The 24,671-nt window shown below is 59.0% G+C and carries 23 protein-coding genes; 5 read left to right on the top strand and 18 right to left on the bottom strand.

Annotated elements, in window-relative coordinates; translation table 11 throughout:
- Positions 1-13: 13 nt before the first annotated feature.
- The 5 genes from NPS29_RS11080 to NPS29_RS11100 form a co-directional block, all read right to left on the bottom strand.
- Positions 14-2,428 carry an efflux RND transporter permease subunit gene (locus NPS29_RS11080; RefSeq protein ID WP_274132578.1) on the bottom strand — a complete coding sequence of 805 codons (2,415 nt, stop codon included), beginning with the start codon at positions 2,426-2,428 and terminating at the stop codon, positions 14-16.
- A complete protein-coding gene (locus NPS29_RS11085) occupies positions 2,425-3,543 on the bottom strand; it encodes a WD40/YVTN/BNR-like repeat-containing protein (RefSeq protein WP_274132579.1) in 1,119 nt (372 codons plus the stop codon). The genes NPS29_RS11080 and NPS29_RS11085 overlap by 4 nt, the downstream gene beginning before the upstream one ends.
- A 60-nt stretch (positions 3,544-3,603) precedes the next feature.
- The gene (locus NPS29_RS11090; protein ID WP_274132580.1) at positions 3,604-4,953 is read right to left on the bottom strand and encodes a DUF1329 domain-containing protein; all 1,350 of its coding nucleotides are present in this window, start codon (positions 4,951-4,953) and stop codon (positions 3,604-3,606) included.
- Positions 4,954-4,972: 19 nt separating this feature from the next.
- Positions 4,973-6,610 carry a DUF1302 domain-containing protein gene (locus tag NPS29_RS11095; RefSeq protein WP_274132581.1) on the bottom strand — a complete coding sequence of 546 codons (1,638 nt, stop codon included), beginning with the start codon at positions 6,608-6,610 and terminating at the stop codon, positions 4,973-4,975.
- Positions 6,611-6,949: 339 nt separating this feature from the next.
- Positions 6,950-8,182 carry an FAD-dependent oxidoreductase gene (locus NPS29_RS11100; protein ID WP_274132582.1) on the bottom strand — a complete coding sequence of 411 codons (1,233 nt, stop codon included), beginning with the start codon at positions 8,180-8,182 and terminating at the stop codon, positions 6,950-6,952.
- A gap of 430 nt (positions 8,183-8,612) precedes the next feature.
- Here NPS29_RS11100 and wrbA point away from each other — a divergent pair, with 430 nt between their 5' ends.
- On the top strand, positions 8,613-9,239 hold the full coding sequence (wrbA, locus tag NPS29_RS11105) for an NAD(P)H:quinone oxidoreductase (RefSeq protein WP_274132583.1): 627 nt from the start codon (positions 8,613-8,615) through the stop codon (positions 9,237-9,239).
- Between the two features lie 198 nt (positions 9,240-9,437).
- Here the strand turns inward: wrbA and NPS29_RS11110 are convergent, their stop codons facing one another.
- The 8 genes from NPS29_RS11110 to NPS29_RS11145 form a co-directional block, all read right to left on the bottom strand.
- Entirely contained in the window at positions 9,438-9,779 is a 342-nt protein-coding gene (locus tag NPS29_RS11110; RefSeq protein WP_274132584.1) for a Rieske (2Fe-2S) protein, read from the bottom strand.
- The gene (locus tag NPS29_RS11115; RefSeq protein ID WP_274132585.1) at positions 9,776-10,093 is read right to left on the bottom strand and encodes a YciI family protein; all 318 of its coding nucleotides are present in this window, start codon (positions 10,091-10,093) and stop codon (positions 9,776-9,778) included. The genes NPS29_RS11110 and NPS29_RS11115 overlap by 4 nt, the downstream gene beginning before the upstream one ends.
- Before the next feature lie 3 nt (positions 10,094-10,096).
- Positions 10,097-10,969, bottom strand: coding sequence for an intradiol ring-cleavage dioxygenase (locus tag NPS29_RS11120; RefSeq protein ID WP_274132586.1), 873 nt, complete (start codon positions 10,967-10,969; stop codon positions 10,097-10,099).
- A gap of 66 nt (positions 10,970-11,035) precedes the next feature.
- Entirely contained in the window at positions 11,036-12,103 is a 1,068-nt protein-coding gene (locus NPS29_RS11125) for a maleylacetate reductase (RefSeq protein ID WP_274132587.1), read from the bottom strand.
- Between the two features lie 8 nt (positions 12,104-12,111).
- Positions 12,112-13,575, bottom strand: a complete 1,464-nt coding sequence (locus tag NPS29_RS11130; protein WP_274132588.1) for an aldehyde dehydrogenase family protein — start codon at positions 13,573-13,575, stop codon at positions 12,112-12,114.
- Positions 13,576-13,657: 82 nt separating this feature from the next.
- Entirely contained in the window at positions 13,658-14,677 is a 1,020-nt protein-coding gene (locus NPS29_RS11135; RefSeq protein ID WP_274132589.1) for a hydroxyquinol 1,2-dioxygenase, read from the bottom strand.
- 46 nt (positions 14,678-14,723) lie between these two features.
- Positions 14,724-15,218 (bottom strand): hydroxyquinol 1,2-dioxygenase, encoded by a 495-nt coding sequence (locus NPS29_RS11140; RefSeq protein WP_274132590.1) that lies wholly within the window; start codon positions 15,216-15,218, stop codon positions 14,724-14,726.
- Between the two features lie 126 nt (positions 15,219-15,344).
- Positions 15,345-16,274: a LysR family transcriptional regulator gene (locus NPS29_RS11145; protein ID WP_274132591.1), complete on the bottom strand. Its 930-nt coding sequence runs from the start codon at positions 16,272-16,274 to the stop codon at positions 15,345-15,347.
- Positions 16,275-16,619: 345 nt separating this feature from the next.
- Here NPS29_RS11145 and NPS29_RS11150 point away from each other — a divergent pair, with 345 nt between their 5' ends.
- From NPS29_RS11150 to NPS29_RS11160, 3 genes are all read left to right on the top strand, one after another.
- Positions 16,620-17,321, top strand: a complete 702-nt coding sequence (locus tag NPS29_RS11150) for a pirin family protein (RefSeq protein WP_274132592.1) — start codon at positions 16,620-16,622, stop codon at positions 17,319-17,321.
- 203 nt (positions 17,322-17,524) lie between these two features.
- A complete protein-coding gene (locus tag NPS29_RS11155) occupies positions 17,525-17,824 on the top strand; it encodes a type II toxin-antitoxin system RelB/DinJ family antitoxin (RefSeq protein ID WP_274132593.1) in 300 nt (99 codons plus the stop codon).
- Positions 17,781-18,116, top strand: a complete 336-nt coding sequence (locus tag NPS29_RS11160; RefSeq protein WP_274132594.1) for a type II toxin-antitoxin system YafQ family toxin — start codon at positions 17,781-17,783, stop codon at positions 18,114-18,116. Before NPS29_RS11155 ends, NPS29_RS11160 begins: the two co-directional genes overlap by 44 nt.
- A 419-nt stretch (positions 18,117-18,535) precedes the next feature.
- On the opposite strand, the gene NPS29_RS11165 is transcribed toward NPS29_RS11160, so the two are convergent.
- From NPS29_RS11165 to NPS29_RS11185, 5 genes are all read right to left on the bottom strand, one after another.
- Complete coding sequence (locus NPS29_RS11165) at positions 18,536-20,476, bottom strand: DUF3732 domain-containing protein (RefSeq protein ID WP_274132595.1); 1,941 nt, start codon at positions 20,474-20,476, stop codon at positions 18,536-18,538.
- Positions 20,473-20,958: a three component ABC system middle component gene (locus NPS29_RS11170; protein ID WP_274132596.1), complete on the bottom strand. Its 486-nt coding sequence runs from the start codon at positions 20,956-20,958 to the stop codon at positions 20,473-20,475. Before NPS29_RS11170 ends, NPS29_RS11165 begins: the two co-directional genes overlap by 4 nt.
- Positions 20,959-20,961: 3 nt before the next feature.
- Positions 20,962-21,756, bottom strand: a complete 795-nt coding sequence (locus NPS29_RS11175; protein WP_337993889.1) for an ABC-three component system protein — start codon at positions 21,754-21,756, stop codon at positions 20,962-20,964.
- Positions 21,725-22,174 (bottom strand): hypothetical protein, encoded by a 450-nt coding sequence (locus NPS29_RS11180; protein ID WP_274132598.1) that lies wholly within the window; start codon positions 22,172-22,174, stop codon positions 21,725-21,727. The genes NPS29_RS11175 and NPS29_RS11180 overlap by 32 nt, the downstream gene beginning before the upstream one ends.
- 187 nt (positions 22,175-22,361) lie before the next feature.
- Positions 22,362-22,898 carry a hypothetical protein gene (locus tag NPS29_RS11185; protein ID WP_274132599.1) on the bottom strand — a complete coding sequence of 179 codons (537 nt, stop codon included), beginning with the start codon at positions 22,896-22,898 and terminating at the stop codon, positions 22,362-22,364.
- A 680-nt stretch (positions 22,899-23,578) separates the two neighbouring features.
- Between NPS29_RS11185 and NPS29_RS11190 the strand changes: the two genes are divergently transcribed.
- The gene (locus tag NPS29_RS11190) at positions 23,579-24,277 is read left to right on the top strand and encodes a TetR/AcrR family transcriptional regulator (protein ID WP_274132600.1); all 699 of its coding nucleotides are present in this window, start codon (positions 23,579-23,581) and stop codon (positions 24,275-24,277) included.
- The last annotated feature ends 394 nt before the right edge of the window (positions 24,278-24,671 follow it).

The following is a 24,671-nucleotide window of genomic DNA, read 5'->3' on the forward strand; positions in this document are numbered from 1 at the left end:
GCGTTGTCTCCCTTTACCGCGCTGCAGTCGCCGATACCCTTGCCGGCAACGGCTGCGACTTGCCTGAAGGGAACAGGAAGTACGCCAGCGCCGGCAACAGAATCAGTGCGCCGAGCATGTTCCAGATGAACATGAACGCCAGCAGCACCCCCATGTCCGCCTGAAACTTGATGGGCGAGAAATACCAGGTGGCAACCGCGATACCCAAGGTCGCGCCGGTCAGCACCACTATCTTGCCGGTGAACATCAAGGCACGGTAATAGGCCTCGGAAAGGCTGGCGCCCTCACGCAGATACCGCAGCATCACCGTCATGATGTACAGCGCGTAGTCCACCCCGATCCCCACACCCAGGGCGATCACCGGCAAGGTTGCCACCTTGACGCCGATGTTCAGCCAGACCATCAGCGCCTCGCAAAGCACCGACGTCAGCATCAGTGGCAGGACCGCGCAGAGCACCGCGCGCCATGAGCGGAACGTCACCAGGCTGATGAGGATTACGGCGGCGTAGACCAGCCACAGCATCTTGCGATTGGCTTCCTTGACCACGATATTGGTCGCGGCTTCGATCCCTGCGTTTCCTGCGGCATTGAGGAAGCGGTAGCTTGTGGAGTCGTTGCGCCTGGCAAACGATTCGACGACATTGACCACATCGGTCAGCGTATCGGCCCTGTGGTCACGCAGATAAACGTACACACTCAGCAGGTCGCAGTTCTGGTTGAACATCTCCCGCGGCGCACGGGTGATGATGGCGTTGAGCATGTCCTGGTTACGCGGGATTTCGTACCAGCGCAGGCTGCCTTCGTTCATCGCACTGGCGGCGCCCTTGGCCAGGCCTGCCAGGGACTTGGTGCCCTCGACGCCAGGCAGTTGCGACAGCTCGAATTCCAGACGATCGACGGCGCGCACCGTGTCATAAAGCGCGCAGGCGAATTGCGGGGTCTTGACCATCACCACGTAGACATCGCTGCTGGCCGAGTAATGGCTGACGACAAAGGCGTTGTCCTGGTTATAGCGAGAATCGGCACGCAGCTCCGGCGCACCGGGACTGGTATCGCCGATCTTCAATTGACTGCCAACACCGACACCGACCAGCGCCAGGGCAATGCCGGCCAGCAACGCGACGGCGGCCCAGCGACGGTGCGTGAAATGATCCAGGAAGGCCCAGACCGCATGCTTGCTCAGATAGAGGTCGGCAAGGTCGGTGGAAGCCACCGCCGCCGCTCTCTGTGCGGCTGTCTCACTGACGCCGATGAACGACAACAGCACCGGAAGCAACATCAGATTGGTGACAATCAGGATGGTGACGCCGATGCTGGCACAGATCGCCAGGTCCTGGATCACCGGGATGTCGATCACCATCAGTACCGCGAAGCCCACGACGTCACAGACCAGCGCCGAAAGCCCCACCAGAAACAACCGGCGAAACGTCAGCCTGGCGGCCAACTGGCGGCTGATCCCGCGCCCGATGTCCTGGGTGATGCCGTTCATCTTCTGCGCGCCGTGGCTCAAGCCCACGGCGAACACCAGAAACGGCACCAGTACCAGATAAGGGTCCAGGACAAAACCCAGGCTGGCGAGCGCGCCCAGCAACCAGACCACCGCCACCAGCGAACAACTGAGTACCACCAGTGCGCTGCGAATACAGCGTGTGTAGCCGATCAGGATGACCAGGCAAATCGCTGCGGCGACCAGAAAGAATACCATGACCTGACGCATGCCCTCGATCAGGTCCCCCACCAGTTTGGCGAACCCGGTGATGTGAATGTCGATCCGGGCCGAGGTGTACTGGGTTCTGAGCGCTTCCAGGCGCTGGGACAGGGCCTGATAGTCGATGGGCGCGGCATCGCTGGCACGCTGTTCCTGAAGCGGGACGAGGATGATGCTGGACTTGAAGTCGTCGGCGATGAGCTGGCCGATCTCACCGGATCGTTCGATGTTCTGCCTGACCTGAGCCAGGCTGCGCGCCGAGCCGTCGTAGTCATCGGGCATCACCGGTCCGCCGTCCAGGCCATCCTCGGTCACGGCTGTCCAGCGCACGGCCGGGGTCCATATCGACTTCATGTACGGCCGATCCACTGCCGGGAGCAGGAACAGTTCATCGGTCAGCTTCTTCACGGTATCCAGATAGCCGGGATCGAAAATCGACCCCTCCCTGGCCTCCACTACCACCCGCAGCGTGTTCCCCGCGCCCGCCAGTTGCGAGCGGTTCTGCAGGTAGTTGACGATGTAGGGATGGCCGCTGGGGAGCATCTTCTCGAACGCCGCGTTGAGCTCCAGGCCCATGGACTTGTAGCCGAACCAGCACGTTGCAAGCACGCAGGCCAGCAAGAAGAGCCCGCGATGACCGAACAGCAAACGCTCGACCCATGACCCTCGTTGAGCCATCACGTCAACGTCGTCTGCGGCGACCTCATGGTGCGCATTCATAGTTCATTCTCTTTATTCATGACGAGGGTATCCAGGCGCTTGACGCCTCGCAGGCCAGTCACCACCAGCACTCCATCGGTGGCTTGCACCAGGTCGGTGATGGGGGACCCATCGAGGTCGCGGCTCGGCAGCGGCGCAAAATGCTCGCCATGATCGAGGCTGCGCAGTAGCCGCCCCGCTTCACTGGCGAGCACAAGGCTGCCGTCCTGCAGTTCCCTGCCCGCCGTGAGGCTGCTGCTTTCACGGGTGGCGACTGCGTTCCATTGAAGGGCGTCGGCGCTGCGATAGAGGTTGCCTTTGAGCCCGAACACCAGTGCCTGGCCGGAGCCCAGTTCAAGTGCGCCGAACCAGGTGCCGTGGTAGGGCATCGGGACTTGCCTGAAGGGCGCCCCTAGTCCACTCGCGCGCAGCACAGTGCCCTGCTCTCCGACGATGGTCACGCCCTGGTCGCCTTGAACGATCCGGTAAAGGTGCAGACCGGCGCGATTGTCCAGCTCGCTGGTCACCGAACGCCAATGCGCCCCGGCATCCTCGGTGAGCATCGCCATCCCATAGGCGCCCACTGCCAGGCCGTGCTGAGCATCGGAGAAATGCACATCCAGAAACGGCTTGTCGGCACCATCGGCGACCCACCGCCGGGCGATGTCCAGGTGTCGCTGCGCACCTTCGGCGCCCTGCGCAACCTGATCCTGCGCCGCCTGCAGCTCCAGCCCGGCAGCCAGGTTGCCGTCCAGCTGACGCTCCCACGTCTCGCCGCCATCGGCGCTGTGCAGGATCACCCCGCCATGCCCCACGGCCCAGCCGTCATGGGCATCGACGAAGTCCACCGCCGTCAGCGCAACGCTGCTGGGCACCGAGCGCGCCTGCCGCCAGGTGCGAGCCATGTCATCGGACAGCAGGACGATGCCCCGCTCGCCGACGGCCACCAGGCGCTGATCCGCGCGGGTAATGGCCAGCAGAACCGACTGTTGGGCGTGTTGATCGGGTGCTGCCGGTGTGTCCAGCAGGTCCGTCGAGGCACTGCACGCGAGATCGCACACAGCGCCGGCAAGCACGCACGACAAACCGATGTGCCGGAGCGTCGTCCGCACATTATGAAATTTGAGACTGGTCATCGCTTGATTCCACCGCTCGGTTGGCAAGCGGCCCGCTGACCGGGCCGCGGTCTTCGTGATTCAGCGCACGCCTTCGGCAGCCACTGCGTCACCGGTGAAGTAGGACTCAGGCTTGAGCGGCACCACCCGGAAGTTTTCGCCGTTGAATGCCTGCACGTTACTGACCGTGCCCGCCTGCAGGTTGAACACCGCGACCGGTTTGACCAAGACGGCCGGCACCGACGGCACCACGAACGGCAACACTTGCGAAGTGCGCCACAGCTTGCCTTCGGCGTCATAGCCGTCGAGCAGGGTCAGCAGCCAGGTGTCCTCATCGAAGTAGAACGTGCGCTTGGGCACCGCATGGCGTTTGCCGCTGGCCAGCGTCGCTTCAACGACCCACACCCGGTGCAGTTCCCAACGCAGGGTGTCGGGGTTCAAATGGTGAGGCGCAAACGCCTTGTCAGCCGCTGCGGTCACCTGGCCATTGGTGTTGTAGGGGACGTAGATTTCTTTCTTGCCGGCGATTTTCCAGTCGTAGCGATCAGGCATGCCGAAGAAGCCCTGCACTTCGTCGAAGTAGTTGGCGCCGGAGGCCACGAAGTCAGGGGTGTCGTAGGCCACGGTGGGTGCGCGCCGTACTCGCCGCTGTCCGACCAGATACTGCCAGGCCTGGCGTGACTGTTGCGGATCGACGCTGTCGCGAATCACCAGCGTTTCACCGGCCTTGAACGGCGGCGCCGTGGTGCTGAAACGCTGCAGGAAGTATTCCTTGGACCAGTTCTGCGCCGAACCCTTTTGGTAGTAGTACGGGTACTGCCAGGCGTTGTCGTTGCGCGTCGCCAAGGTCTGCCCGCCGTCGCTGGTCAGCACCACGTTCTTGAAGCCGTATTCCACCGCCTCGGGTTCAACCCGCAGCAGGAAATTCCAGATCACCTCCAGACCACTCTTGGGCACAGGGAAGGGAATGCCGCCAAAGCAGCCCTCCACCGACTGGCCGTTTTGGGTCAGCTTGCAGTTCTGCGCATTGAGCGCGGTGTTCTTGTACACATAGTCCGGCGCAGAGGCAGTGCGGTGGGTTGGATAGACATCCAGACGGAAGCTTTGCGGGTACTTCTGCAGCAGCGCACGCGTACCCTCGGAGAGCTTGTCGCTGTACCTGTCCATGTTCTCTGCGGTGATTTTCACCACCGGTTTTTCAGTGGAAAACAGGTCACCGGGAATGAAGTTATTCCCCGCCGCCGGGGTTTGTCGGGTGCCGCCGTCCCAGGCCGGGATACTGCCGTCGGCGTTGCCGGCTTTCTCACCACCCAGGGGCGTCAACGCGGCCCCCAGACTCGCCGCTTCCTGCGCACCGACCGCCGCCCAGACCGGCGCGCCTGTCACCAGGCTCGCCACGAGTGAAAAACCAAGGAATGTCTTGTTGTTCATTGTTCTTATCCTTTCGGGTTTAGAAAGTGCGCTGCAACGACACGGAAACGAAATCACGGTCGGCGTAAACCTGATCGCCTGACAGGGCGTTGGATGAATCGACGATCCCGCCCGCGCTGCCGTAGTAGTGGGTAAAGCTGATGCCGCCGCGCCAGGTTTTGCGGTAATCGAACTGCAAGCCCAGGCTTACATCGCCACCGCCTTCCGGCGAGAAGCCGGTGCCCAGCACTGCGGTGTTGCCGTTGATGCCGTAGCCGATACCGATGGGTACGCTCAGATCGACGCCGGGCAGAACCTGGAAGTATTCCGGTGTGAACAGCACCCGCAGCGAGCTCGCGTTGCGGGTGACGTTGGGGTCCAGTTGGTCGCGGTTTTTATCGACGCTGGTGATGCGGTTGTAGGCCAGCTCACCGAGCAGCGTTGCGCCGTCCCAGAGCGAGTTTCCGGGCGCGACGCTGATCGCCGAGATTTGCGCGTGGAAGGTGTTGCCCACTGGATACAACGGGTCGTGATCGCCGTCGCCTCGGCCGCTGAGGTCCAGCACCACGTTGCCGGTGGCGGCCAGCGGCGTGTTGCGCCGCACAGACGCTTCGGCCGCGACGTTGGTCTCGCCGACCAGGGTGCTGATGCTGGCACCGAAGGTTCTGATGCCCTCGCCGTAGACAAGCTCGTAATCGCCTTGCTCGGGGCGCAGGTAGAACTGCGGAAACCTGTCATGGTAACGAGCGGCGTAGAGGCCGTACTCGAAGTCACCGAACTGCATCTTGACCTCGAAACCATACTGTCCGGAATCGGAGGCATCGATGTCCTTGCCGCGCCGCAGTGCCTGCCCGGGTCCGATGAAGAACTGCTCGCCGCCTTCATCGACAAAGTCGGCGTAACTGAAGTAACTACCGGCCCCCGGCAGGCGTGCAGGCTCCCAGCGGTACTGGTAATAAGCGCCCAGCGTCAGGTTCTGGTTGACCAGCAGCGTGCCGCCCACCTGATTGACCGGTCGGATGATTTCCTTGAACGTGGAGTTGGGCACCGACAGCAGCTTGATGATGTCGACCGGCGACTGCGCAACCGCGATGCCGTTGCCGCCGAAGAACAGGCTTTCACCGTAGACCTGGCTGTAGCGCCCTCCCCTGAGCGACAACGACATGTCTCCAAGGGCAAACTTGCCATAGGCGAAGGCGTCGAGCAGCTCTCCGTCCCGGCCCTGCAGATCCCGGGTGTCATGGGTGAACTGATCGTTGCGCACGGACGAGCTGTTGACCGTGTCGCTGTGGTTGTCGTTACCCCGGTTGTAAACATCGTCGTACCAGGCCGCCCCGCTGAGCCGCACGCCATAGGTGTGCCGATAACTCATGTCCAGTTCGGAGAGAAGATCCAGGCGATCAGAAATCAATCCGCGATTGAAGTTGTTGTCGCCGTCATCGAGGTTCGGGTTGTAGGAAGGCCGAACAGCGTGGTCCTGATTCTCCACGCGCCAGGCGGCGCTGTATTTGAGCGTGTTGTCCCACGCCACGGAGAAATCGGTACTGCCGGTATCAATCTGGAAAGCCTGCGCTGACGGGATGCTCTGAATGCCGAACACAGCAGCCGCCACGGCAACGTGCATGTAACATAACGAGGGTCTTGCGGGTACAACGCTGATGTTCGCTTTCACGCTCATAGAGTAACCCTGACTTATAATTTTTATTGTTTGGACACTCGGAAACTTTCTCACTGCCTGAAAGTTTCAGACGAGACAGTACTGCGGTCGCTTTATAGAAAAATCCTTAACGTATTCTTTAACCATCTGATCTTGAATCGAGCGCAACAGCATCCGCTTATGTAGGAGCGCGCTTGCCCGCGACTGCGATAGTTCAGTCAATGACGGTGTGCCTTGAACACCGCCGTCGCGGGCAAGCGCGCTCCTACAGACAATCACGCAGGGCTGTCCGCACAGCCATGCTGCACGCTCGATGGTTACTGCTGCTTATTACGAGTTACAACACTCAGAGGGCGAACGTCATGCACTCACGGCTTCACGCTCTGCAGTATGTTGCAATGGCTTGATCACCCGTCGGCCATTGAGCCTTTCGAAGTCGAGCAAGATTTCGCGCATGACTTTAAGGTCCTTGCCCGCGTGATCGAACATTGCGTTATCACGGGCCCGTTGCGCAGGGTCGCTTTCTTTCATCCAGGTGAAGTTGGCGGTTGCGGTGGGCGAGGTGAACTCGAGGAACACTTTGCGCCGGTCAACCGAATACTCATCCAGCACTTTGCTGGAAGCGCCTTCATTAATGACCGCAATCAACGCCTCGGCCAGATGCTCGGCATCGAGCACACCACCGGACAGCCCCAGCCCGCCCATCGGGTTGGTGGCATGGGCCGCATCACCGGCCAGGATCACCCGACCACGACGGAACTCAGCCGCGCAGCGCTGGTGGACCCGGTACGGGTTGAGGTAGTCGACCCGGTATTGATCCGGCGTCGGCGCGCCGGGCAACAGGCGCTTGAAGCGCTCCGGCAGGCGGCGGCGGACTTCGGCTTCGGAGATGTCCGGGTCTTCGCCGTAGCAAACGCGCCACAGTCCGGTCTTGTCGAGCTGGACGACCACGGCCCAGTCCACCGGGTCGTGCACGAAGTTGGCCCGGGAATACCCGTGCAGGGAGAAGTCGTAGAACACGTTGGTGGCAACCAGGCGTTCGCCCCAGGTAATCCCGTCGAACGTAAGTCCGATCTTCCCGCGCACGGTGCTGCGTGCGCCGTCGGTGGCCGCCACCCACTTCGCTCGCAAACGCGCCTTGCCGGCCGGACCGCTGGTTTCCATGGTCACGTAGTCGTCGTCCTGCTCGATCTCCTCGACCTTGTGATTCCAACGGATTTCGACGTTGGTCAGCTTGCGCAGATGCTCCACGATCACATTGGACACATGGTTCTGCGCCAGCAACAGCATGTAAGGGTAATCGGTGTCCTGCGCCAGAACGGCCCAATCCATCTTCGCGATCAGTTCGCCGTTACCGTGACGGTAGGCGAAGTCCGGGCACCACACGGCGCGCTTGCGAATGTCGTCGAGCAAACCGAAACGGTCCAGTGCAGCAGCGGTGGGTGGCATGTAGGCGACTGCCCGTGGCGAGGGTGAAACGCCTGATTCGGACTCCAGGACAACTACCCGCACACCGGCCTTGCCAAGTTTCAATGCGGTGAGCAGCCCGACCGGGCCTCCGCCGACAACTACCACGCCCTCTATTGTTTCCATCGTGTGTCTCCTATCACGGCCCATTTGCTGGGAAGGCGCCTGATCCTTCTTGTTTGAAGCTATTAATCAGGCGAGTGACTTCAGACTAATCACCCGACATTGGAGAGGCAATACAGCGACGTTTGGCAAACGCGAACAGACTGATCGGGTTTTGAGAGGACATCGACTTCATCCTGCATGAGATGCCCAACTTAATAGTTCATGAAACCAGCCACTTAGCTCATTCCTGGCGCGTTATTAACACTCAGAACTCTGCCCGTTATGTCTGGCGGCGATCGTTCGCCTTTTACAATCACCACGTTTGCGAATCGACAACCTGCTTAGTGTTGTTTTGTCCTCTTGCCCTGCTCATGCTGCATTGAGCAATCGGTAAGTTTAATGGCTCGCTGATTGCAGTTTCTTCTAACAATGACGTCTTCAGGAAATTCACATGACCACTAAAATCCAGATCGTTTTCTACAGCTCGTACGGGCACATCTACAAGATGGCCGAAGCCATCGCCGCTGGCGCCCGTTCGGTCGGGGATGTTGAGGTCACACTGCTGCAGGTTCCGGAACTGATGCCGGAAGAAGTCCTGGTCAAGAGCGGCATCAAGGGCTATCGCGCCGCCTTCGCCTCCATCCCTTTCGCGACGCCGGAAAAGCTGGCAGAAGCGGACGCCATCATCTTCGGCACCCCGACCCGCTTCGGCAACATGTGCTCGCAAATGCGTAACTTCCTCGACCAGACCGGCGGCCTGTGGATGTCCGGCGGACTGATCGGCAAAGTGGGCAGCGTGTTCACCAGCACCGCCTCTCAGCACGGCGGTCAGGAAACCACCATCACCAGCTTCCACACCACCCTGCTGCACCACGGGATGGTCATCGTCGGCGTTCCGTACTCCGAGCAAGGACTGGTCAACATGAGCGAAATTTCCGGTGGTACCCCATACGGTTCCTCGACGCTGGCAGGCCCTGACGGTTCTCGTCAGCCAAGCGAGAATGAACTGCAGATCGCGCGCTTCCAGGGCGAGCACGTCGCCGGCATCGCCAAGCGTCTGAAGCAAAACCTCAACTGATTCACTGCGGTGTGCCCGCCATGCCGAGGGGCACCGATCACACAGAGACAACCACGTTCTCACTCACGGGAAGTGGTTGTCCCCTCCCCCCCACAGGGCACTTCGGCTTGATGTTCACACCGTGAAAAGACAGAGGCCCGACCGGCAAGGCATCCCAACGGAACCTTGCGGGTCAGGCCTCTGTTTTACGCAGTGCGCTCAGTCCTGGACGTCCATCACCACGCTGCCCGCCTCGACGCGAACCTGCACAGAATCCAGCCGCGCGCCCTGACAAGGGCCTTCCACACACATGCCGTCTTCAAAACGAAACATGGCACTGTGATGGGCGCACATCAGGACTTTGCCGCGGTAGGTACAGAAGGTTTGCGGCCGATAGTTCAAGGGCACGGAGAAGTGTGGGCATCGATTCAGGTACACCCACACCGATTGCGCCTGGCGTACGGCAACCAGCCCCGAGGGGTGAAGCTGAGTGTGATCCGGCAGCCCTAGGGCGCCGCCATCGGCAATGTCTTCAAGCTGACACAGCGTGATGGTGTTCATACGGAATCCCGCAGAGCCGGGTTGCCCAGGCTCCAGTTCCAGGGGCGAATTTCAATCCGCGAGAACAGCCCGGCCTGGACGTAGGGATCGTCCTGCAGGAAGGCTTCGACCTCAGGCAGGCTGGCGGCCTCGATCACCAGCAGCGTGCCATTCATTGCAGCGCCCGCATCGTTCAGTGTCGGGCCACCCAGGCGCACCACCACGTGATGCATCCCTGGCGCTCGCAAATGCGCCCGGTGGGTGGGCCGCAACTTCTCGCGCAGCGCTTGAGAGCCTTCGTGGTCAGTGGCGAAAACGGCGAAAAACTGTCCCATGACTCAGGCGGCCTCCAGGACAAAATCGTAGTAGGCGCGCTTGTACGGATAGGCCATGTCCAGCCCTGCTGCATCCTCGTCGTGGGCCGGGCGATCTTCATAGGTCACCTGCAACGACCCTTTGACGCCGAACACGGCGTCGGAACCCAGGTAAGGGTCATCACTGTTGAACAGGTGCGTGACCAGCTTGCGATAGCCCGGCGCCTGAATCATGAAATGCAGATGGGCAGGTCGCCAGGCATGACGATTGGCCGCATCCAGCATCTCGCCCACGGGGCCATCGGTGGGAATCGGGTAGCACACCGGCACTGTGGTCTGAATGGCGAAGCAGCCGTCGTTGTCGCTACGGTAGCGCCCGCGCAGGTTGCCGAACGGCTGATCCGGATCTTGCCCTGAGTACATGCCGTTGTCTGCGGTTTGCCAGACGTCGAGAACCGCCCCGACCACTGGCCGGCCCAGCACATCGAGCACCCGGCCATGCACCAGTGCCGGTACGCCGTCGGTCAACGCCATGTTCTCGCCATAACTGCGATCTGGCATGCCCTCGATGAAGAACGGGCCGAACACCGTTGTCTCGGTGGCGTCGGTGCTCTGCCGATGATTGATCGCATCCACCAGCATCGACACCCCCAGGGTGTCCGACAGCAGGATGAATTCCTGACGCACCTTGCCGTCGCACTTCTGTCCGGTCTCGGTCAGAAAACGAATGCCCTCGAACCACTCCTGTTCGGTCAGCTCGACCTCGCTGACGAAGTCGTGCAGATGGCGCACCAGGCTTTGCATGATCTGTTTGAAACGCGGATTGGGGCTGGTCTCGAAACTGCTGACAGCCTGTTCGGAGATCAAGGCTTCCACGGCTTTGTAATGATCGGTCATTGTTGTTATTCCGATGGGATTGGGGAAAGCAAAACGCCGGGGCACTGAGTGCTCCGGCGTCGTTTTTCAAGCGGGTGACCAACCGTTCCAGGCCCGCGTCAGCAGCGCCTCGATGGGCGCCTGTTCAAACGGTCTGGGGTTGTAGTACGGGCTGGCGCAGGCGATGTGGGCGGCCTCGGCGGGGCCATCCTTGGGCATGCCCAGCTCTGCCAGCGACAGAGGAATGCCCAGCTTTTCGTTCAACGCAAACAGCAACTGGCCAACGTCCTTAGCCTCGTCACCACCTAGCGCGCGGGCGGCACGTTGCAGGGGCTGCGCCGCCGCCTCGCAATTGTAGTGCGCCGCGTGCGGCAGCACGATTGCATGGGCCTGAGCGTGGGGCAGGTTGAAGGTGCCGCCCAGCGTATGGCAAAGCTTGTGGTGCAAGGCCATGCCCACCGAGCCCAGGCAGATGCCCGCAAGCCAGGCACCGTAGAGGGCCTGGCCTCGCGCCTCGGGATGCTCAGGGTCCTGGACGATCAGTGGCAACGAGGCGGCCAGTGCCCGGATCGACTCTTCGGCCATGAAGCCGATGATGGGATTGGCGTCCTGGGCGTACAGCGCCTCGACCGCATGGGCCATGGCATTCATCCCCGAGCACGCAGACACCTGCGCCGGCAGCGACAGAGTCAGTTGCGGGTCGTAGATGACGGTTTTCGGCAGCACCCGGATGTCACGCCCGGTCCGTTTCAGGCGATCTTCAGTGAGCCCGTAGATGGGCGTCATTTCCGAGCCGGCATAGGTGGTCGGCACTGCCAGAATCGGCAGGCCCGAGTCCATGGCGATCGCCTTGCCCAGGCCGATGGTCGAGCCTCCACCGACGGCGACGCAGCAGTCTGCACCCAGCCGGACTGCCTCGATCCGGGCCGCCTGCGCGACTTCGATCGGCACGTGCATCACCGCGTTCGGATACACACCCGCCGAGCGCGAACCTAACAGGGCTGCAACCTGCTCGCCCAGGTCCTGTTGCTCCGGCGTGGTCAGAATCAACGCACGTCGCGCACCCAGCCGGTCGATTTCCTGCGCCAGTTCAGACAGCTTGCCCCAGCCGAACACTACGCGCGTCGGCAGGCTTTGGTAGACAAATGGATTCATGGCCGGCCTCAGCGTTTGAAATGAGCGGGAATAGTGGCGTCAACATTGACCCACACCGAGCGCGCCTCGGTGTAGTCATGCATCGCTTCGAAGCCCATCTCACGGCCATACCCCGACCGCCCTACACCGCCGAACGGGCTGCCTGGACTGACGCGCTTGTAGCAGTTGATCCAGCACATCCCGGCGTGGATCGAATCGGCCATCTTGTGGGCCCGCGCAAGGTTCTGCGTCCACAGACCGCTGCCCAGGCCGTACTCCGTCGAGTTGGCAATGGCCAGCGCTTCTTCGTCGGTTTCAAAGCGCAGCACCGTCACGAACGGCCCGAACACTTCCTCCTGGGAGACACGGTCCCCGGGCGCCGCCTCGACCACGGTCGGTTCGACATAGAACCCGCTCGCCAATGCAGGATCGGCGGGCGCCTTGCCACCGGTAAGCACACGGCCGCCCTGCTCGCGGCAGATGTCCACGTACGCCAGCACGCGGTCACGGTGCAGGGCCGAAGTCAGCGGGCCCATTTCGGTGTCCGGGTTCATCGGGTCGCCCAGGCGAATCGACCGCGCCAGGGTGATGAAACGCTCCAGGAAGGCATCAGCGATGTCCTTGTGCAGGATCAGACGCGAACCTGCGATACAGGCCTGGCCCTGATTGTGAAAGATCGCCCAGGCCGCGCCATTGACCGCCGCGTCGAGGTTGGCGTCGGCGAACACGATGTTCGCACCCTTGCCACCCAGTTCCAGTTGAACGCGCTTGAGGTTGCCCTGGGACGCCTCGACAACGCGGCGACCGGTCGCAGTGGACCCGGTGAAGGCGATCTTGCCGACATCCGGATGCTCGGCCAGGCGCTGACCGGCCGTGTGGCCGTAACCGGGCACGATGTTGACCACACCGTCTGGAAAGCCGACCTCTTTCATCAGCTCGGCGATGCGCAGGGTCGACAATGGGGTGATTTCAGAAGGCTTGAGCACCACGGTATTACCGGCAGCCAATGCCGGGCCCATCTTCCAGCTGGTGAACATCAGCGGAAAGTTCCACGGCACGATCTGCCCGACCACGCCCACGGGCTTTCGCTGCACGTAGTTGAGAAAACCTGGATCGACAGGAATGACCGAGCCTTCGACCTTGTCGGCCATGCCGCCGAAGTAACGGAAACAGGCAGCCGTGCGTGGCACATCGAGCCCGCGTGAGTCGCGGATCGGGTGACCGGTGTCGAGGGATTCAAGTTGCGCCAGCTCTTCGGCGCACTCTTCGATCTTGTCGGCAAGTTTCAGCAACAACCGCCCACGCTGCGCTGCCCCCATCGCCGCCCAGGCCGGAAACGCGCGCTTGGCGGCATCCACTGCCAGGTCAACGTCCACCGCCTCTGCCGCGGCGATCCTGGTAATGAGCGAGCCATCGTGCGGTGAAACCACATCGATCGTGCCGCCGTCCACGGCGTCCACGAATCGACCATCGATAAACAGCTGGTTGTGCATGGTGCATTCCTCGCGCCGCATGACCTGCACGGCGCTTGCAACTGACTGGAAACGGGCCTGACCCGGTCAGGCCCAACAAGGCTTAGAACTCGATCGGGTACGGCGTGAGTTCACCGCTCTCGTAGCGCTCTGGCAGGTTGGGCGTGGCGTTTTCCCAGACCATCAACATCGAGCGTTTGGTCGAGTAACCCTGGTGGCGGATATCGGCCGGCATGGCGCAGATGTCACCAGGACGCATGGTGATGCGCGCACGCGGATTGCCCTCGTCCTTGTCAGCGACGTCCCAGACGATGTCATCGGACATTTGCAGGAACCACTCGACCCGATCGTTACCGTGGAACACCGGCAGCATGAATTCTTCGGTGGTCGGGCAGAACAGGCTGGCTTTGCAGACCGAGGTCACGGAAGGGTTCCAGGTCACGTCGGAGCGCGACAGGTACTTGAACAGGCTGAAGGCATGCAACTGGCCTTCGAAACCTTCAGCCGTGTGAATCTGCGGCTCATCCTGACTGACATCGGCGAAGTGACGGTTGATGTCCAGATCGTTGCGCAGCGGCGAATCATCCGGCATGCCAGGCATGCGTTTGGTGGCGATGCGGAAACGCTCGATGGCTTCGAGGTTTTCACCGTTCTTGCGCCCGAAGGCGGTGCCGGTTTCCTGTGGCGCGGCGAACGGGTCGAAGGTGCAGTTCACCCAGTCGCGCAGCATGGCCTTGAACGTCGCCATGATCAGCGGAGTTTCAAAGTTCTCGGTGTAGTTGACCCCGGCCTCTTTCAACACGCCGTTGAAGGTACCGGCGTACAGGTCGACCCTGCCGTAATAGTTGCGGGTACCGATGACGTTGTCGAAGTTGACCCAGCCGTAGAAAAAGCCCCAGGCCACGTCACGCATCAGCGCACGCAGAAAGATGTCGGCCGGGATCAGGTGCGAACGGGTTTCGCCCTTGGCGGGCCAGGTGATGCGGGCGAAATACTCATCGCGCGACAGTTCGAAAGCACCGAGCCGGTAGGAGCGATAACCGGTGACCGGATGGGGTGCGCTTGCGCTGACTTCGTCGTCAGCGAACGATGGTGCCTCAACGGCGGTTTCCAGCATGGCCATGGAAAATTCCTCTTGTTCTGGGTGGGGATGAGTGGCGATCAACGAATCACTTGAGGCAGATGTCTGCCCATTTCTCGACCGACAGCGGACCTTTGATGGTCTGCTGCAACAGCACACCCGGGCGACTGGATTCAAAGCGGTACGCAGTGCCGGCAGGAAGCAGGCACTGATGGCCGCGTTTGAGCAGCACGTATCCCATGGGCTTGCCGACCGGCACTTCACCCGCCAGGCGAGTGCCCTCGCCGTCCACCTGAGGCGTATCCAGCTTGAGGAAATCGACGCGAACTTCACCGTCCATCACGATGGCGAATTCGTCATGAGCGGCGGTGAACCAGGGCGACTGACCTTCAGCGCGCAGGGTTTCGATCACATAGCCAAGGTTCAGGCCCACCACGACTTTCTGGTAGGGAGGGGATTTTTCAGCCACTTCGAAGATGTTCGAAAATGCATAGTGGCGGGCTTCACCACTGATAATTTCCACCGACCCTTTGGTGTAGTTTTCCAGCGAGCCGAAGACCGTCTTGATTGCAGCAGTACTCATCGCGTTCACCGCACTTGTTGTTATTGAGGTGAAGCCACGGTACGGCGATGACTGACCGGGAACAATTACGCAGGGGCCGACAACAGTGTTTGCGAAACGCGAACACTGTTCGCCGACGAGCCTGGTTCAAACAATCCAGCCGCGCTCCAGCAACGGTCGATCCCAACTGGGTTCATCAGCAAAATGCTCGACCAGAAACTCAATGAGGGTGCGCACTTTCAGGGCCCGTCGCTGAGTGGCCGGGAACACGGCGGAGAAGTTGAACGAAGACAGGTGATACTCGGGCAGTACGGGAATAAGTCGCCCCGCCAGCAGGTCATCGCTGGCCACCAGCGTCGGCAGGCAAACAATGCACACGCCCGTCTCGGCATAATCACGCAACAAGTGGACCGAGTTGGAACGCATATGCCCCGGCAGGCTGAGATTCAATTGTTCGCCCTCGTGAGTGAACACCCAGCGGTTTCGCGAGGGGTAACCTGCGTACATCGCGATCTTGTGGTTCAGTAAATCGTCGGGATGGCGAGGCACACCAAATTCGGCGGCATATTGCGGGGACATGCAGAACAACCGGCGAACGGAAAACAGCTTGCGCTCGATCAGGGTTTCACTCAGCGGCGGAAACATCTGGAAGGCGACATCGAAGCCTTCCTCGATGGGATCGACCACCCGGTCATTGACCACCACATCGATCTCGATATCGGGGTACAGCCGGTTGAACTCAGCCATCATCCGGCCAAAATGACCGATGGCAAAGCCTGGAAGCATCTGGATCCGCAACTTTCCGGTGGGCTTGGCACGCAGCTCGCGCATGTGCTCGGTCAGTGAGTTGAAGTTGGCGACCATGTCAGAGCATTCCTTGTAATAGGTCTCCCCGACGTCGGACAGGCGCACATGTCGCGTGCTGCGATGAAACAGCGGTGCATTGATGAACTGTTCCAACTGCTGAATGCGATGTGAAATAACCGAGCGGGTCACGCCCAATTGCAATGCAGCCTTCGCGAAATTGCCGGTCTCGGCAACCCGCACAAAGGCTTCGACACTGAGTAAACGATCCATGGCAGGGTCCTGGATTTATCTTATTGTTCTCAAAGAATGAGGGTAAACCGCAGCCGGCCTGATTAGCCATAGCGACAAAGGTCCCGTGTAACAGGGGATGATTCGGGGAACGCCGTTAAACCTGCCCTCTATCAATATCGCGAACCTGGTGTTTGTATTTTGCAAACCTCCCCGCACTTTGCGCCACGTCACGCCAATGTCGCGCATTTACTAAGTCATGATCCTTCTGATCAATTAATTAGATAACTTCGTTCGAATTATTTGGCTTTTCCGGTGAGTTCGGGCCGATGTTCATTAGCGGACCGATGAGCCTGAGCTCGTTCGAATACCCTCGGAGACCGGAACATGATTGAACTACGTCCGTTTAGAAAGTTGGGTGGCGGGAACCACGGATGGCTGGATACGCGACACCATTTCTCATTCGCCGACTATCAGGATCCCAAGCGCATGAACTGGGGGCGGATGAGAGTCTGGAACGATGACACCATCGCCCCGCAAACAGGCTTTGCCCCTCACTCACACCAGGAGATGGAAATCATCACCTATGTCCGCCAGGGCGCGATTACCCATCAGGACAGCCTTGGCAACAGCGGGCGCACCGCCGCAGGCGACGTCCAGGTCATGAGCGCCGGCACCGGCATCCAGCACAGCGAGTACAACTTCGAAAGCGAAGACACGAAAATCTTCCAGATCTGGATCTTTCCGGACCTCAAGGGCCTGCCGCCAAGCTGGGGCGTGCGGCCTTTCCCCAAGCAACCCTCCAGGGGCAAATTCGAAACACTGGCCAGCGGCTTCGATGAAGACCACGACGCCCTGCGCATCCGCGCCGAAGCCCGCCTGGCCGCTGCAACGCTGGATCGAGGCGGCCACGCCGAATACACGCTGGACATCGCGCGCAAGGTCTACCTGGTGGTGGCGTCAGGGCAGATCGAAGTCAACGGCGTGACCGTGGGTCCTGGCGACGGAGCGGCCGTACAGAACGAATCAGTGCTCAGATTCCTTGCCCATCGACGCAGCGAGATCGTGCTGGTGGATGTGGCGGGCTGATTCCTGCGGGGAGACGTTCAGGGCATCTTGAGGCACTGGCGCTGGCGACTCGACCTCCTGCACGCGGCACCACCTCATGAAATGTCCTGAATGAGTCCTTCACACAAAAATTTTTTACTGTGTTGCACTACCTCCACCAGAAGCGAATAATTGGCCTCATTACGTAGCCACAATGTAGCTACATTCTGAATACAGGTGAGACCATGGCCGCATTACTCAAGAACACCGACGTGCGTTGCCGCATCGACGAAGAACTCAAGCTCCAGGTGACCGCAGTGCTGAGCGCTTGCGGACTGACGATCAGTGAAGCGATGCGGCTTTTTTTGCTTCAGGTCGTAGAAACCCAGGGATTGCCCTTCGAAGTACGCGCCCCCTCGGAAAAAACCGCCCGGGCTCTGGCCCAGGCGAGACAAATCCGCAGCCGCTTCGAATCAATGGACGAATTGTTAGAGGATCTGGATGGCAAAGAAGCCCCCGAAGCAGGCGCAAAACGAATCCCCTGATCCTAAACGGGCAGCGTTGCCGCGACGTGTCGACTACACGGCAGAATTCGGGAAGTCATGGGAACGGCACAATCGCGCCGGTCGAAGTGACATGAAGGCGATGCGCGAAGTGATGACAATGATCTGGATGGGACAGCCACTGCCCCCTTCATACCGGGATCACGAACTTCGAGGAGAATGGGAAGGAACGCGGGAGTGTCATGTCGGTGGGGATTTTCTCCTCATCTACCAAGCCACCGAACGCGAAGTGGTCTTTGTTGACCTTGGCACTCATTCGGAGCTGTTCAGGTAGTCTGGCACCGCTCAGGACCACAAACCCCGGAAACGACAAAGCCCCGTAAAAACGGGGCTTTGCGGTACAAAATATGGCGGAGGCGCAGAGATTCGAACCCTTATCCTAGGTACCCTACTAATATCGAGAGTTCCTAACGAGTCGGTCGACATCGCTCAGGCCATGAACATAGCAAAACCGGGCCCTGTACACAACCTCCAGAAATCCCGCGAGCGTGCAGCTGACTGCATGCTACAAAATGCCAATCAAACCAGAGAGATAGCACTCTCGATTTCAAAAAACGCCTCGAAAAAGCCTGTTGTCTGTCATGGCCCTGAACTGTTGAGCGCCATACTCCTACCATGAAGAGCTCTGCCTTCCCCTAGAACAGCCATCGCTTGTAGTAACTCATGGCATAAAGATTGAAAGGGTCAAACTCCTCATTGAGTGTCCGGCCTTTTCGGCCAATCCCGAGGAATCAAGGCATCCTCTGACAATTTGTTCCACCGCTTGCGGGTAGCCGCTACGTAGCGAGGGTCATCCCCGAAGAAGGCATGCTCGATCAGTAGCACCTGCAGACCTTCCTGGGCAGCCGTCTCCTTGAACAGGAAGTCGATGTGTCGACGCATGGCCGATACCTCTTCGTTTTCTCCAATCGTCGACTCGTCTTCCCCACGTTGCGGGTAGTAAGGTCGGCTAATCTGGTCGAACGCGAGGAAGGCTGGTACTGGAGCATTGATTTCACCCAGGTACTTCTGCAGCGCGAAGGACAGGGCAATATGGATTGCCAGGTAGTTCTCATCCGACCCTGCATCATGCAGTCGGAGAACGGCTCCTGTGCCCTCCTCGATTATCGCCACCTCCGGCGGCTTGGAGGAAAACTCAAGGTCTGCCCCAATGCATGGCGCAACCGTAGGCAACTTGGCGAACGCCTCTGACAGGTATTGCGACACCTTGCGTTCGGCGCGAGAGAGCAACACTTGCTTGGAGTTGCTGTCGATCAGCGCTTCGAGTCTGTGAATCTGTTCATGCAGGACACTGAGGTCAGAGCCGGGCTGCGGCCTGGTCGGATTCATCTCCAAAAACTGCGACACCTTACCCAGCAGATGGGAATGGTATCGGGCCAAGCTATCCATTTGCTTGGCTTCATCACTTTGCCGAACCCAAGTCTTGATGCGCTCATCGGTTTCACGCAGCTTGATATTCAGTCGATCGATCTCGATCTGCAACGAGTCTTCATGTTCAATCAGGCGCGGCCTGACACTCTCGACCGCCACGCTTTCCGATCGCACGATCTTGATGGATTGGTGGATCGCTTCAGAGATCGCAATGCCACGCTCAGTCGGTGTGTCGCACAATGGACAAATGCCAGCAGCCGGCTGAAGGTGCTCGGCGATCTTCAGCTTCTCGTACTGGCGTTGGACGGCTCCCTGAAAACCCACCATATCCTGGAGCGCCGAACGGGTCGCACGGGATTGCCTGCGCGCTTTTTCGATGTCACCCAGCACGCTGCGCCGTTTTTCGTACAGGTTACCTAGCTCGCTTTCGTTAGGATTCGACACCCCTTTGGCATTGATCCGTTTTACCCGCTGCAGGATGGCTTCCAATTCCTGCTCGGTAGCGTCGTCCAAGGGGAGGTCGCACAGGCCACTGCGACTCGCATCGAGCAGCAAGCGCATGGCGTGCTTTTTGTACTCGCTGCCGGCTGCCTGGCGAGTTCGCTGCTTTCGTTCCTCTCGCTCAAGCTGTTTGCGTAGATCGCGCAAACGCCGCTCCTGGAGCACGGTGTCCTCGTTCACGACCCGCAAGAAAAAGGGCATCGTCTCGATGATCGCTGGAGCCTCGTCAGCCTGATCCAACCCATGAAGCAAAGCCGTTTCGTTATAGATCACATCCTTGGGAACGAACATATAGGCCGTGGCGTGGCGCACCGTTGGGCGCCATTTACGGGCGATCTTGTCATCGGAGACGTCAGACACACCGCCGATGCCAAAGGCTCGCTCGATGAAGGCTTTACCCGCATCGACCGTCGTAGCACCTTGGAGCTGATCAACAGTGTCAGGAATTGGCAAATTCCGCCCATTGCTGACGAACATCTTCGTGCTGGTACCTTGTCCAACAGGCGGGACGAGGCGAGCCGTAATCATCTGTGCGCCATCCAGCACCCACTTCACACCGACCGCCACACTGTGGCGTTTCACATGAGCTGCGAGTTCGCACTTGCTGGAGCCAAGGCAGTAATCGATGGCTTTGATCAGGGTGGATTTACCGGTACCGGAGGCACCGGTAAAAATGTTCACCTCACCCAGGCGCAGATCAAGGATGCGAACCCGCCCGCCTTCGCCGATGAAAAAGATGTTTGAGATGTTCCAGCGGCTCACAATTCTAGCCCCATCATGTCGAATACAGTCCGTGTAGTGCCGGCCAAGGCAAACCAGCAGCCCAGGCGGTCAATGTTCTTGAAAATGTTCCGGGTCTCCTCAATCAATTGCTTGGTGAAGACTTTGGGCAACGAGGCTGCGCCCAAGACGAGTCGACCCTCGGCATTGACCATGAGCAATTGGCTGAAGCATCCAAACTGGATCGCCTCGGTAACGATATCCAGGGAGCCATTCAGTCGATCTGCAAGCCGGATCTGAATGAAGGGGCTGCGATGCAGCCACTCCAATAGGCCCGTCCTTCGATCGGTACCCGCAAATGTCGACGCTAGGTCACCTGACAGCGCCAGCGGCAAGGCTGCGTAGCACAACGTGAGGTCTGGCGGCGCGTTGCTGCGAGAGCAGTACCCTGAAACAAAGTGGGTCAGTAACGCAGCGCAATAGGCCGGGTTGGTTTCGGCATAGATGTCGTGGGCAATGGCCATACTCTAATCCTTGAGGAGGTTCAGATAGTCGACATGCCACCCAACCATCTGGTCGATTGCCAACACTTGGTAAGTGCCCCGCACGTAATAGTGCCCGCTCCAGCTCGGCGCAATCGGCTCGACATCCGTGGGGGCATGGTCATGAGCCCAGCGCAGAAGCTCCAGCCCTTTGGCCTCGACTTCGAGAGGATCTAAACCCTCGCAATCTTCTGCCATTCGAGAGTGGAGATCCGACCAACGCTCGGTGAGTTTTGCGTCATAACTGACGATCTTCGATCGCATCTGAGGTTTTTCGACAATCCACTTCGCCCGTTGCTGCGTGGCCCTCCATTGCTCACGGACAGCCTTGGTGACGTCAGAGGGTCTTCCCCGAACCAAAGCGATCTGGCGATAGAGCATACCGTCAGACTCATAGTCATCGGGATGGTTGACCATGTCGAAATCAGCGATCAGCTTTTCGTCGTCCAGATGCGCGATGATGGAGGAGATGCTGTGTTCCATTTCGCTGCGCTGAATCACCCGATCGCGCTTGCCACACAGGGTGTACACCACCTGCTGATCCCACCACGCAAGCAGTCGCTCAGCCGCTTGGGAACGCTGATCCTTCGGGAGCAGGTGCAGGTGTTTGGACAGCGCCTCAGGGATCTGCCCAATCGTGACAGTGCCATGCTGAATGCGGATTCGTCGTAGCAGGCTCGATCGGGTTGATGGGTCAAGGTTGAGGAATGCCTCACAGCCCGCAGCACGTGGTGCGTGCGGAAGCTTGTCACCTGCGGCCTTCGCAGCGGTGCTGCTCATCAACGACACGGCTGGCTTCCTCAAGCATCGCATTGAGCAAGGTCTCTCGATTCGCCTGGGGGTCACACAGAGTCATCAAGGGAGAGTCGCTGGGTACGGTGCCGACTGAAACAAGGCAGAAGGTCGTATCAGCCAGTGATACGAGTGGGATGGCATCACTCCATACCTTGATGGTTTTCCACAACGCCACGCATGCCAGTGTGACGGGGGGCGGATTTTCTTGGACGGAATGCTTGAGTTGGTACAGAAGGGTCTGGCCGTTAGCCGTGAGCTCTACGTCGTCCAGCCTTTCGATTGCCACCGCAGCGTCATCATTCGTCTGCGATATCAGCGTCAGTAGAGCGAACTGGCTCTGGAAATAAAATCCCAAAGCGGCTGCGGACGCCTCATGAATCGTGTTTGATTCTGCACCTTCCATCACCCGAACAAACGCCTCCCTGGTGCAATAATGCGATCCAATTTAATCGCAAAATGATACCAGAGTGCCATTGTCAATTCACAGGCTGACACCGGCTAGGTAAGGACGAAGGTCGACTAGGCAACCGGAGAAACTCGGCAAACCGTCTTCACCTTCACCTTCGACGCGCCGGAGTCGAGCTTTAAGCTCATTTGACGATCAGCGTCTCGACGCCCGTGACCAGATCACGAGAGGATTCGATCACGCTGGGGTTGTCGTTGCCGACTTGCCTGAACAGCGCGATCACCTCATCGATGTCCATGAAGAGCAAAAACTTGTCTTTATCAAGATCAGAGGTGAAAAACACCCCACACAGCCCGCCCTGTTCCGAAACACAGGGTGCAAAAATGAAGCTGTGTATGACCACGCCGCAAACGAAGGGAATACTCCGCTTCTCTTGATTGCTTTGGTTGAAGTCATAGAGCTCTTCAAGCCTATGATTATTACGCCAGGTCACACGCTTGAGGTTGGGAAACTTGCTGACGGCGAGCAGCATGGCTCGTGTCTGATCCGTCACTTTCGTGGGGGTTTCAGTCAACCTTCTGACCGAGTAAAACCCTATGAAGATATCTCGCTCGATCTGGGCAAGCTGATCTTCAGATAGCTCTCTAGATCCCTTAAGAGCTGCGAGGCGCTTAGCCAGTTTCAGCAGAGGTAGCTTCCAGTTTTCACTTTCCCAAACCATTGATTAAGCCCCCAAGGATTGCGCCTGCGTCCAGCATGCCCGCCCTACAACCCGAGGTCTACCGCGAATCGTGCATCACTCATCTCATCAGTTGCCAGTTGATCGCTGACCAGACGCTGCAAGACACAATAGTAGAGATAATCGCGTTAATGCTGTCGCACCTAGAGAACGGATGCCAGCGTGTCATCATTGCCCCAGTTGTCGTTCAGGTAAACCTGCAGGCCTTGAAGGCCGCGTCGCCAACGCTTGTATGACACAGCCGGGTCATGTCGTCATGCCTAGGCTCTTGAGGGGATGAGGGTTGAAACCAGGCCAGTTATCTGGAATTGCTGCCTTGGCCCTTCAGGCTTCCAGCTGCACATCTACAGCGTCTGCCGCCTACGGGCTCCACCTGCGTTCGTAAGCATCTTTACCGATTAACCTGCACCGGATCTGCAATAACCCTGATGGCCTCGGAGGCTAGTGGAGGCTGGACGAAATGGGGCCATTACACTGAAGACTATCCGGACACGCATACAGCCTAACCCTTGACGGTTGAAGCAAAAACACAGGGATCAAAACAACAATATCGAGCCTGACCCGATTTGCCCGCCTTCGCATGCAAACGTATCATCCAGCCCCCCAGCGCATCAGCATACCGCAGTGCCTCGTTCTACCTGCCTAAGAAGGCTGACTATCAAATGTACTCCAGCCCTCTGGCCGAAATAATCATCACGACCACTGCGAAGTTGATCGCAGAGGGAGGGATGGCGGCTGCAACCATCCGAAATATTGCAAGGCATGCCAACGTCCTGCCACCCCAGATCTACAAGCATGTCGGGAGTATCGAGCAGCTCTTGGACGATGTAGCGCTTCATCTCTGGCAAGCTCGACCTCGAACTCGTACGGAATCCGATCTCCCGGTCGACGGTTTGCTTCATGCGATTCAAGATCTGATCATATTTGGGATAGACAACCCGGATATCTTTCTACATATCAGCAAGCCGCGTCCGGGTAAACTCACGACTCAATGGCGTCGACAGGCCGATGAATTGAAAACCGCTGTCGACCTGGTTGCTAAAGCCGGCTTGCTAAAGGTTGGAAAAACACAAGCCATTGACTTCATTCTTCCATTTAGCGTGGGGATGATATTCACCTGGTTGCATGAGGCGAGTCGCCCTCATGATCCGAGCTGGCTCGCATGGGAGTCGATTAAGCCTCTGCTTAAGAAAAGCGCAATAAAAACGATGGAGGCACCCGAGGATTTAAAGCCTGATGAAAGCCGTAGAGTCCCTAGCCTCGCATCAGAGCTGAATGCCAATCTTGGCGAGGTGAAAGTACTCACCACGAGGGAGCGCTGGATGCTCGGAGAATGGTTAGAAAGAATTGCGTCTGGTTAATCTGCGGCGCGGTGGTTGTTTAATCGGGCACGGCAGCCAAAGCCATACGTCCTCAACCTGCAGTAATCCCTCAATCGAGCTCCCAAGCCAACTGCACACTTGGATGACTGGTTCTAGCGATGCGGCAAACCCTGGCCTCAAATATCGCAGATTGCTTTCACGCAACACGCCTGACGTCGCAAACCCTCGTGCTAGGGCTCCACATCACCGAAATCAGCAACGCGGTGAAAAAGCCATCCGGTCTCGTGCACTCCGACTCTCCTCGCCTGCTTTTTTGGCATTCAGCCCCCGAAAAGCTGGGTTTCTGAAAAGAATATAAATTTTTTTGATCAGGTTGACATTTTCAGTCGCGCGCATTCCGTGAGATTTCAAAAATGGATTCGCATGCCATCTG

Source organism: Pseudomonas putida (genome assembly GCF_028682175.1).
GTDB classification, from domain to species: domain Bacteria; phylum Pseudomonadota; class Gammaproteobacteria; order Pseudomonadales; family Pseudomonadaceae; genus Aquipseudomonas; species Aquipseudomonas putida_AD.

What these genes read in the sequence shown, in the direction of transcription:
- NPS29_RS11080 (WP_274132578.1), bottom strand. Translation starts at nt 2,428, where the DNA reads ATGAATGCGCACCATGAGGTCGCCGCAGACGACGTTGACGTGATGGCT.
- NPS29_RS11085 (WP_274132579.1), bottom strand. Translation starts at nt 3,543, where the DNA reads ATGACCAGTCTCAAATTTCATAATGTGCGGACGACGCTCCGGCACATC.
- NPS29_RS11090 (WP_274132580.1), bottom strand. Translation starts at nt 4,953, where the DNA reads ATGAACAACAAGACATTCCTTGGTTTTTCACTCGTGGCGAGCCTGGTG.
- NPS29_RS11095 (WP_274132581.1), bottom strand. Translation starts at nt 6,610, where the DNA reads ATGAGCGTGAAAGCGAACATCAGCGTTGTACCCGCAAGACCCTCGTTA.
- NPS29_RS11100 (WP_274132582.1), bottom strand. Translation starts at nt 8,182, where the DNA reads ATGGAAACAATAGAGGGCGTGGTAGTTGTCGGCGGAGGCCCGGTCGGG.
- wrbA (WP_274132583.1), top strand. Translation starts at nt 8,613, where the DNA reads ATGACCACTAAAATCCAGATCGTTTTCTACAGCTCGTACGGGCACATC.
- NPS29_RS11110 (WP_274132584.1), bottom strand. Translation starts at nt 9,779, where the DNA reads ATGAACACCATCACGCTGTGTCAGCTTGAAGACATTGCCGATGGCGGC.
- NPS29_RS11115 (WP_274132585.1), bottom strand. Translation starts at nt 10,093, where the DNA reads ATGGGACAGTTTTTCGCCGTTTTCGCCACTGACCACGAAGGCTCTCAA.
- NPS29_RS11120 (WP_274132586.1), bottom strand. Translation starts at nt 10,969, where the DNA reads ATGACCGATCATTACAAAGCCGTGGAAGCCTTGATCTCCGAACAGGCT.
- NPS29_RS11125 (WP_274132587.1), bottom strand. Translation starts at nt 12,103, where the DNA reads ATGAATCCATTTGTCTACCAAAGCCTGCCGACGCGCGTAGTGTTCGGC.
- NPS29_RS11130 (WP_274132588.1), bottom strand. Translation starts at nt 13,575, where the DNA reads ATGCACAACCAGCTGTTTATCGATGGTCGATTCGTGGACGCCGTGGAC.
- NPS29_RS11135 (WP_274132589.1), bottom strand. Translation starts at nt 14,677, where the DNA reads ATGGCCATGCTGGAAACCGCCGTTGAGGCACCATCGTTCGCTGACGAC.
- NPS29_RS11140 (WP_274132590.1), bottom strand. Translation starts at nt 15,218, where the DNA reads ATGAGTACTGCTGCAATCAAGACGGTCTTCGGCTCGCTGGAAAACTAC.
- NPS29_RS11145 (WP_274132591.1), bottom strand. Translation starts at nt 16,274, where the DNA reads ATGGATCGTTTACTCAGTGTCGAAGCCTTTGTGCGGGTTGCCGAGACC.
- NPS29_RS11150 (WP_274132592.1), top strand. Translation starts at nt 16,620, where the DNA reads ATGATTGAACTACGTCCGTTTAGAAAGTTGGGTGGCGGGAACCACGGA.
- NPS29_RS11155 (WP_274132593.1), top strand. Translation starts at nt 17,525, where the DNA reads ATGGCCGCATTACTCAAGAACACCGACGTGCGTTGCCGCATCGACGAA.
- NPS29_RS11160 (WP_274132594.1), top strand. Translation starts at nt 17,781, where the DNA reads ATGGCAAAGAAGCCCCCGAAGCAGGCGCAAAACGAATCCCCTGATCCT.
- NPS29_RS11170 (WP_274132596.1), bottom strand. Translation starts at nt 20,958, where the DNA reads ATGGCCATTGCCCACGACATCTATGCCGAAACCAACCCGGCCTATTGC.
- NPS29_RS11175 (WP_337993889.1), bottom strand. Translation starts at nt 21,756, where the DNA reads ATGAGCAGCACCGCTGCGAAGGCCGCAGGTGACAAGCTTCCGCACGCA.
- NPS29_RS11180 (WP_274132598.1), bottom strand. Translation starts at nt 22,174, where the DNA reads ATGGAAGGTGCAGAATCAAACACGATTCATGAGGCGTCCGCAGCCGCT.
- NPS29_RS11185 (WP_274132599.1), bottom strand. Translation starts at nt 22,898, where the DNA reads ATGGTTTGGGAAAGTGAAAACTGGAAGCTACCTCTGCTGAAACTGGCT.
- NPS29_RS11190 (WP_274132600.1), top strand. Translation starts at nt 23,579, where the DNA reads ATGTACTCCAGCCCTCTGGCCGAAATAATCATCACGACCACTGCGAAG.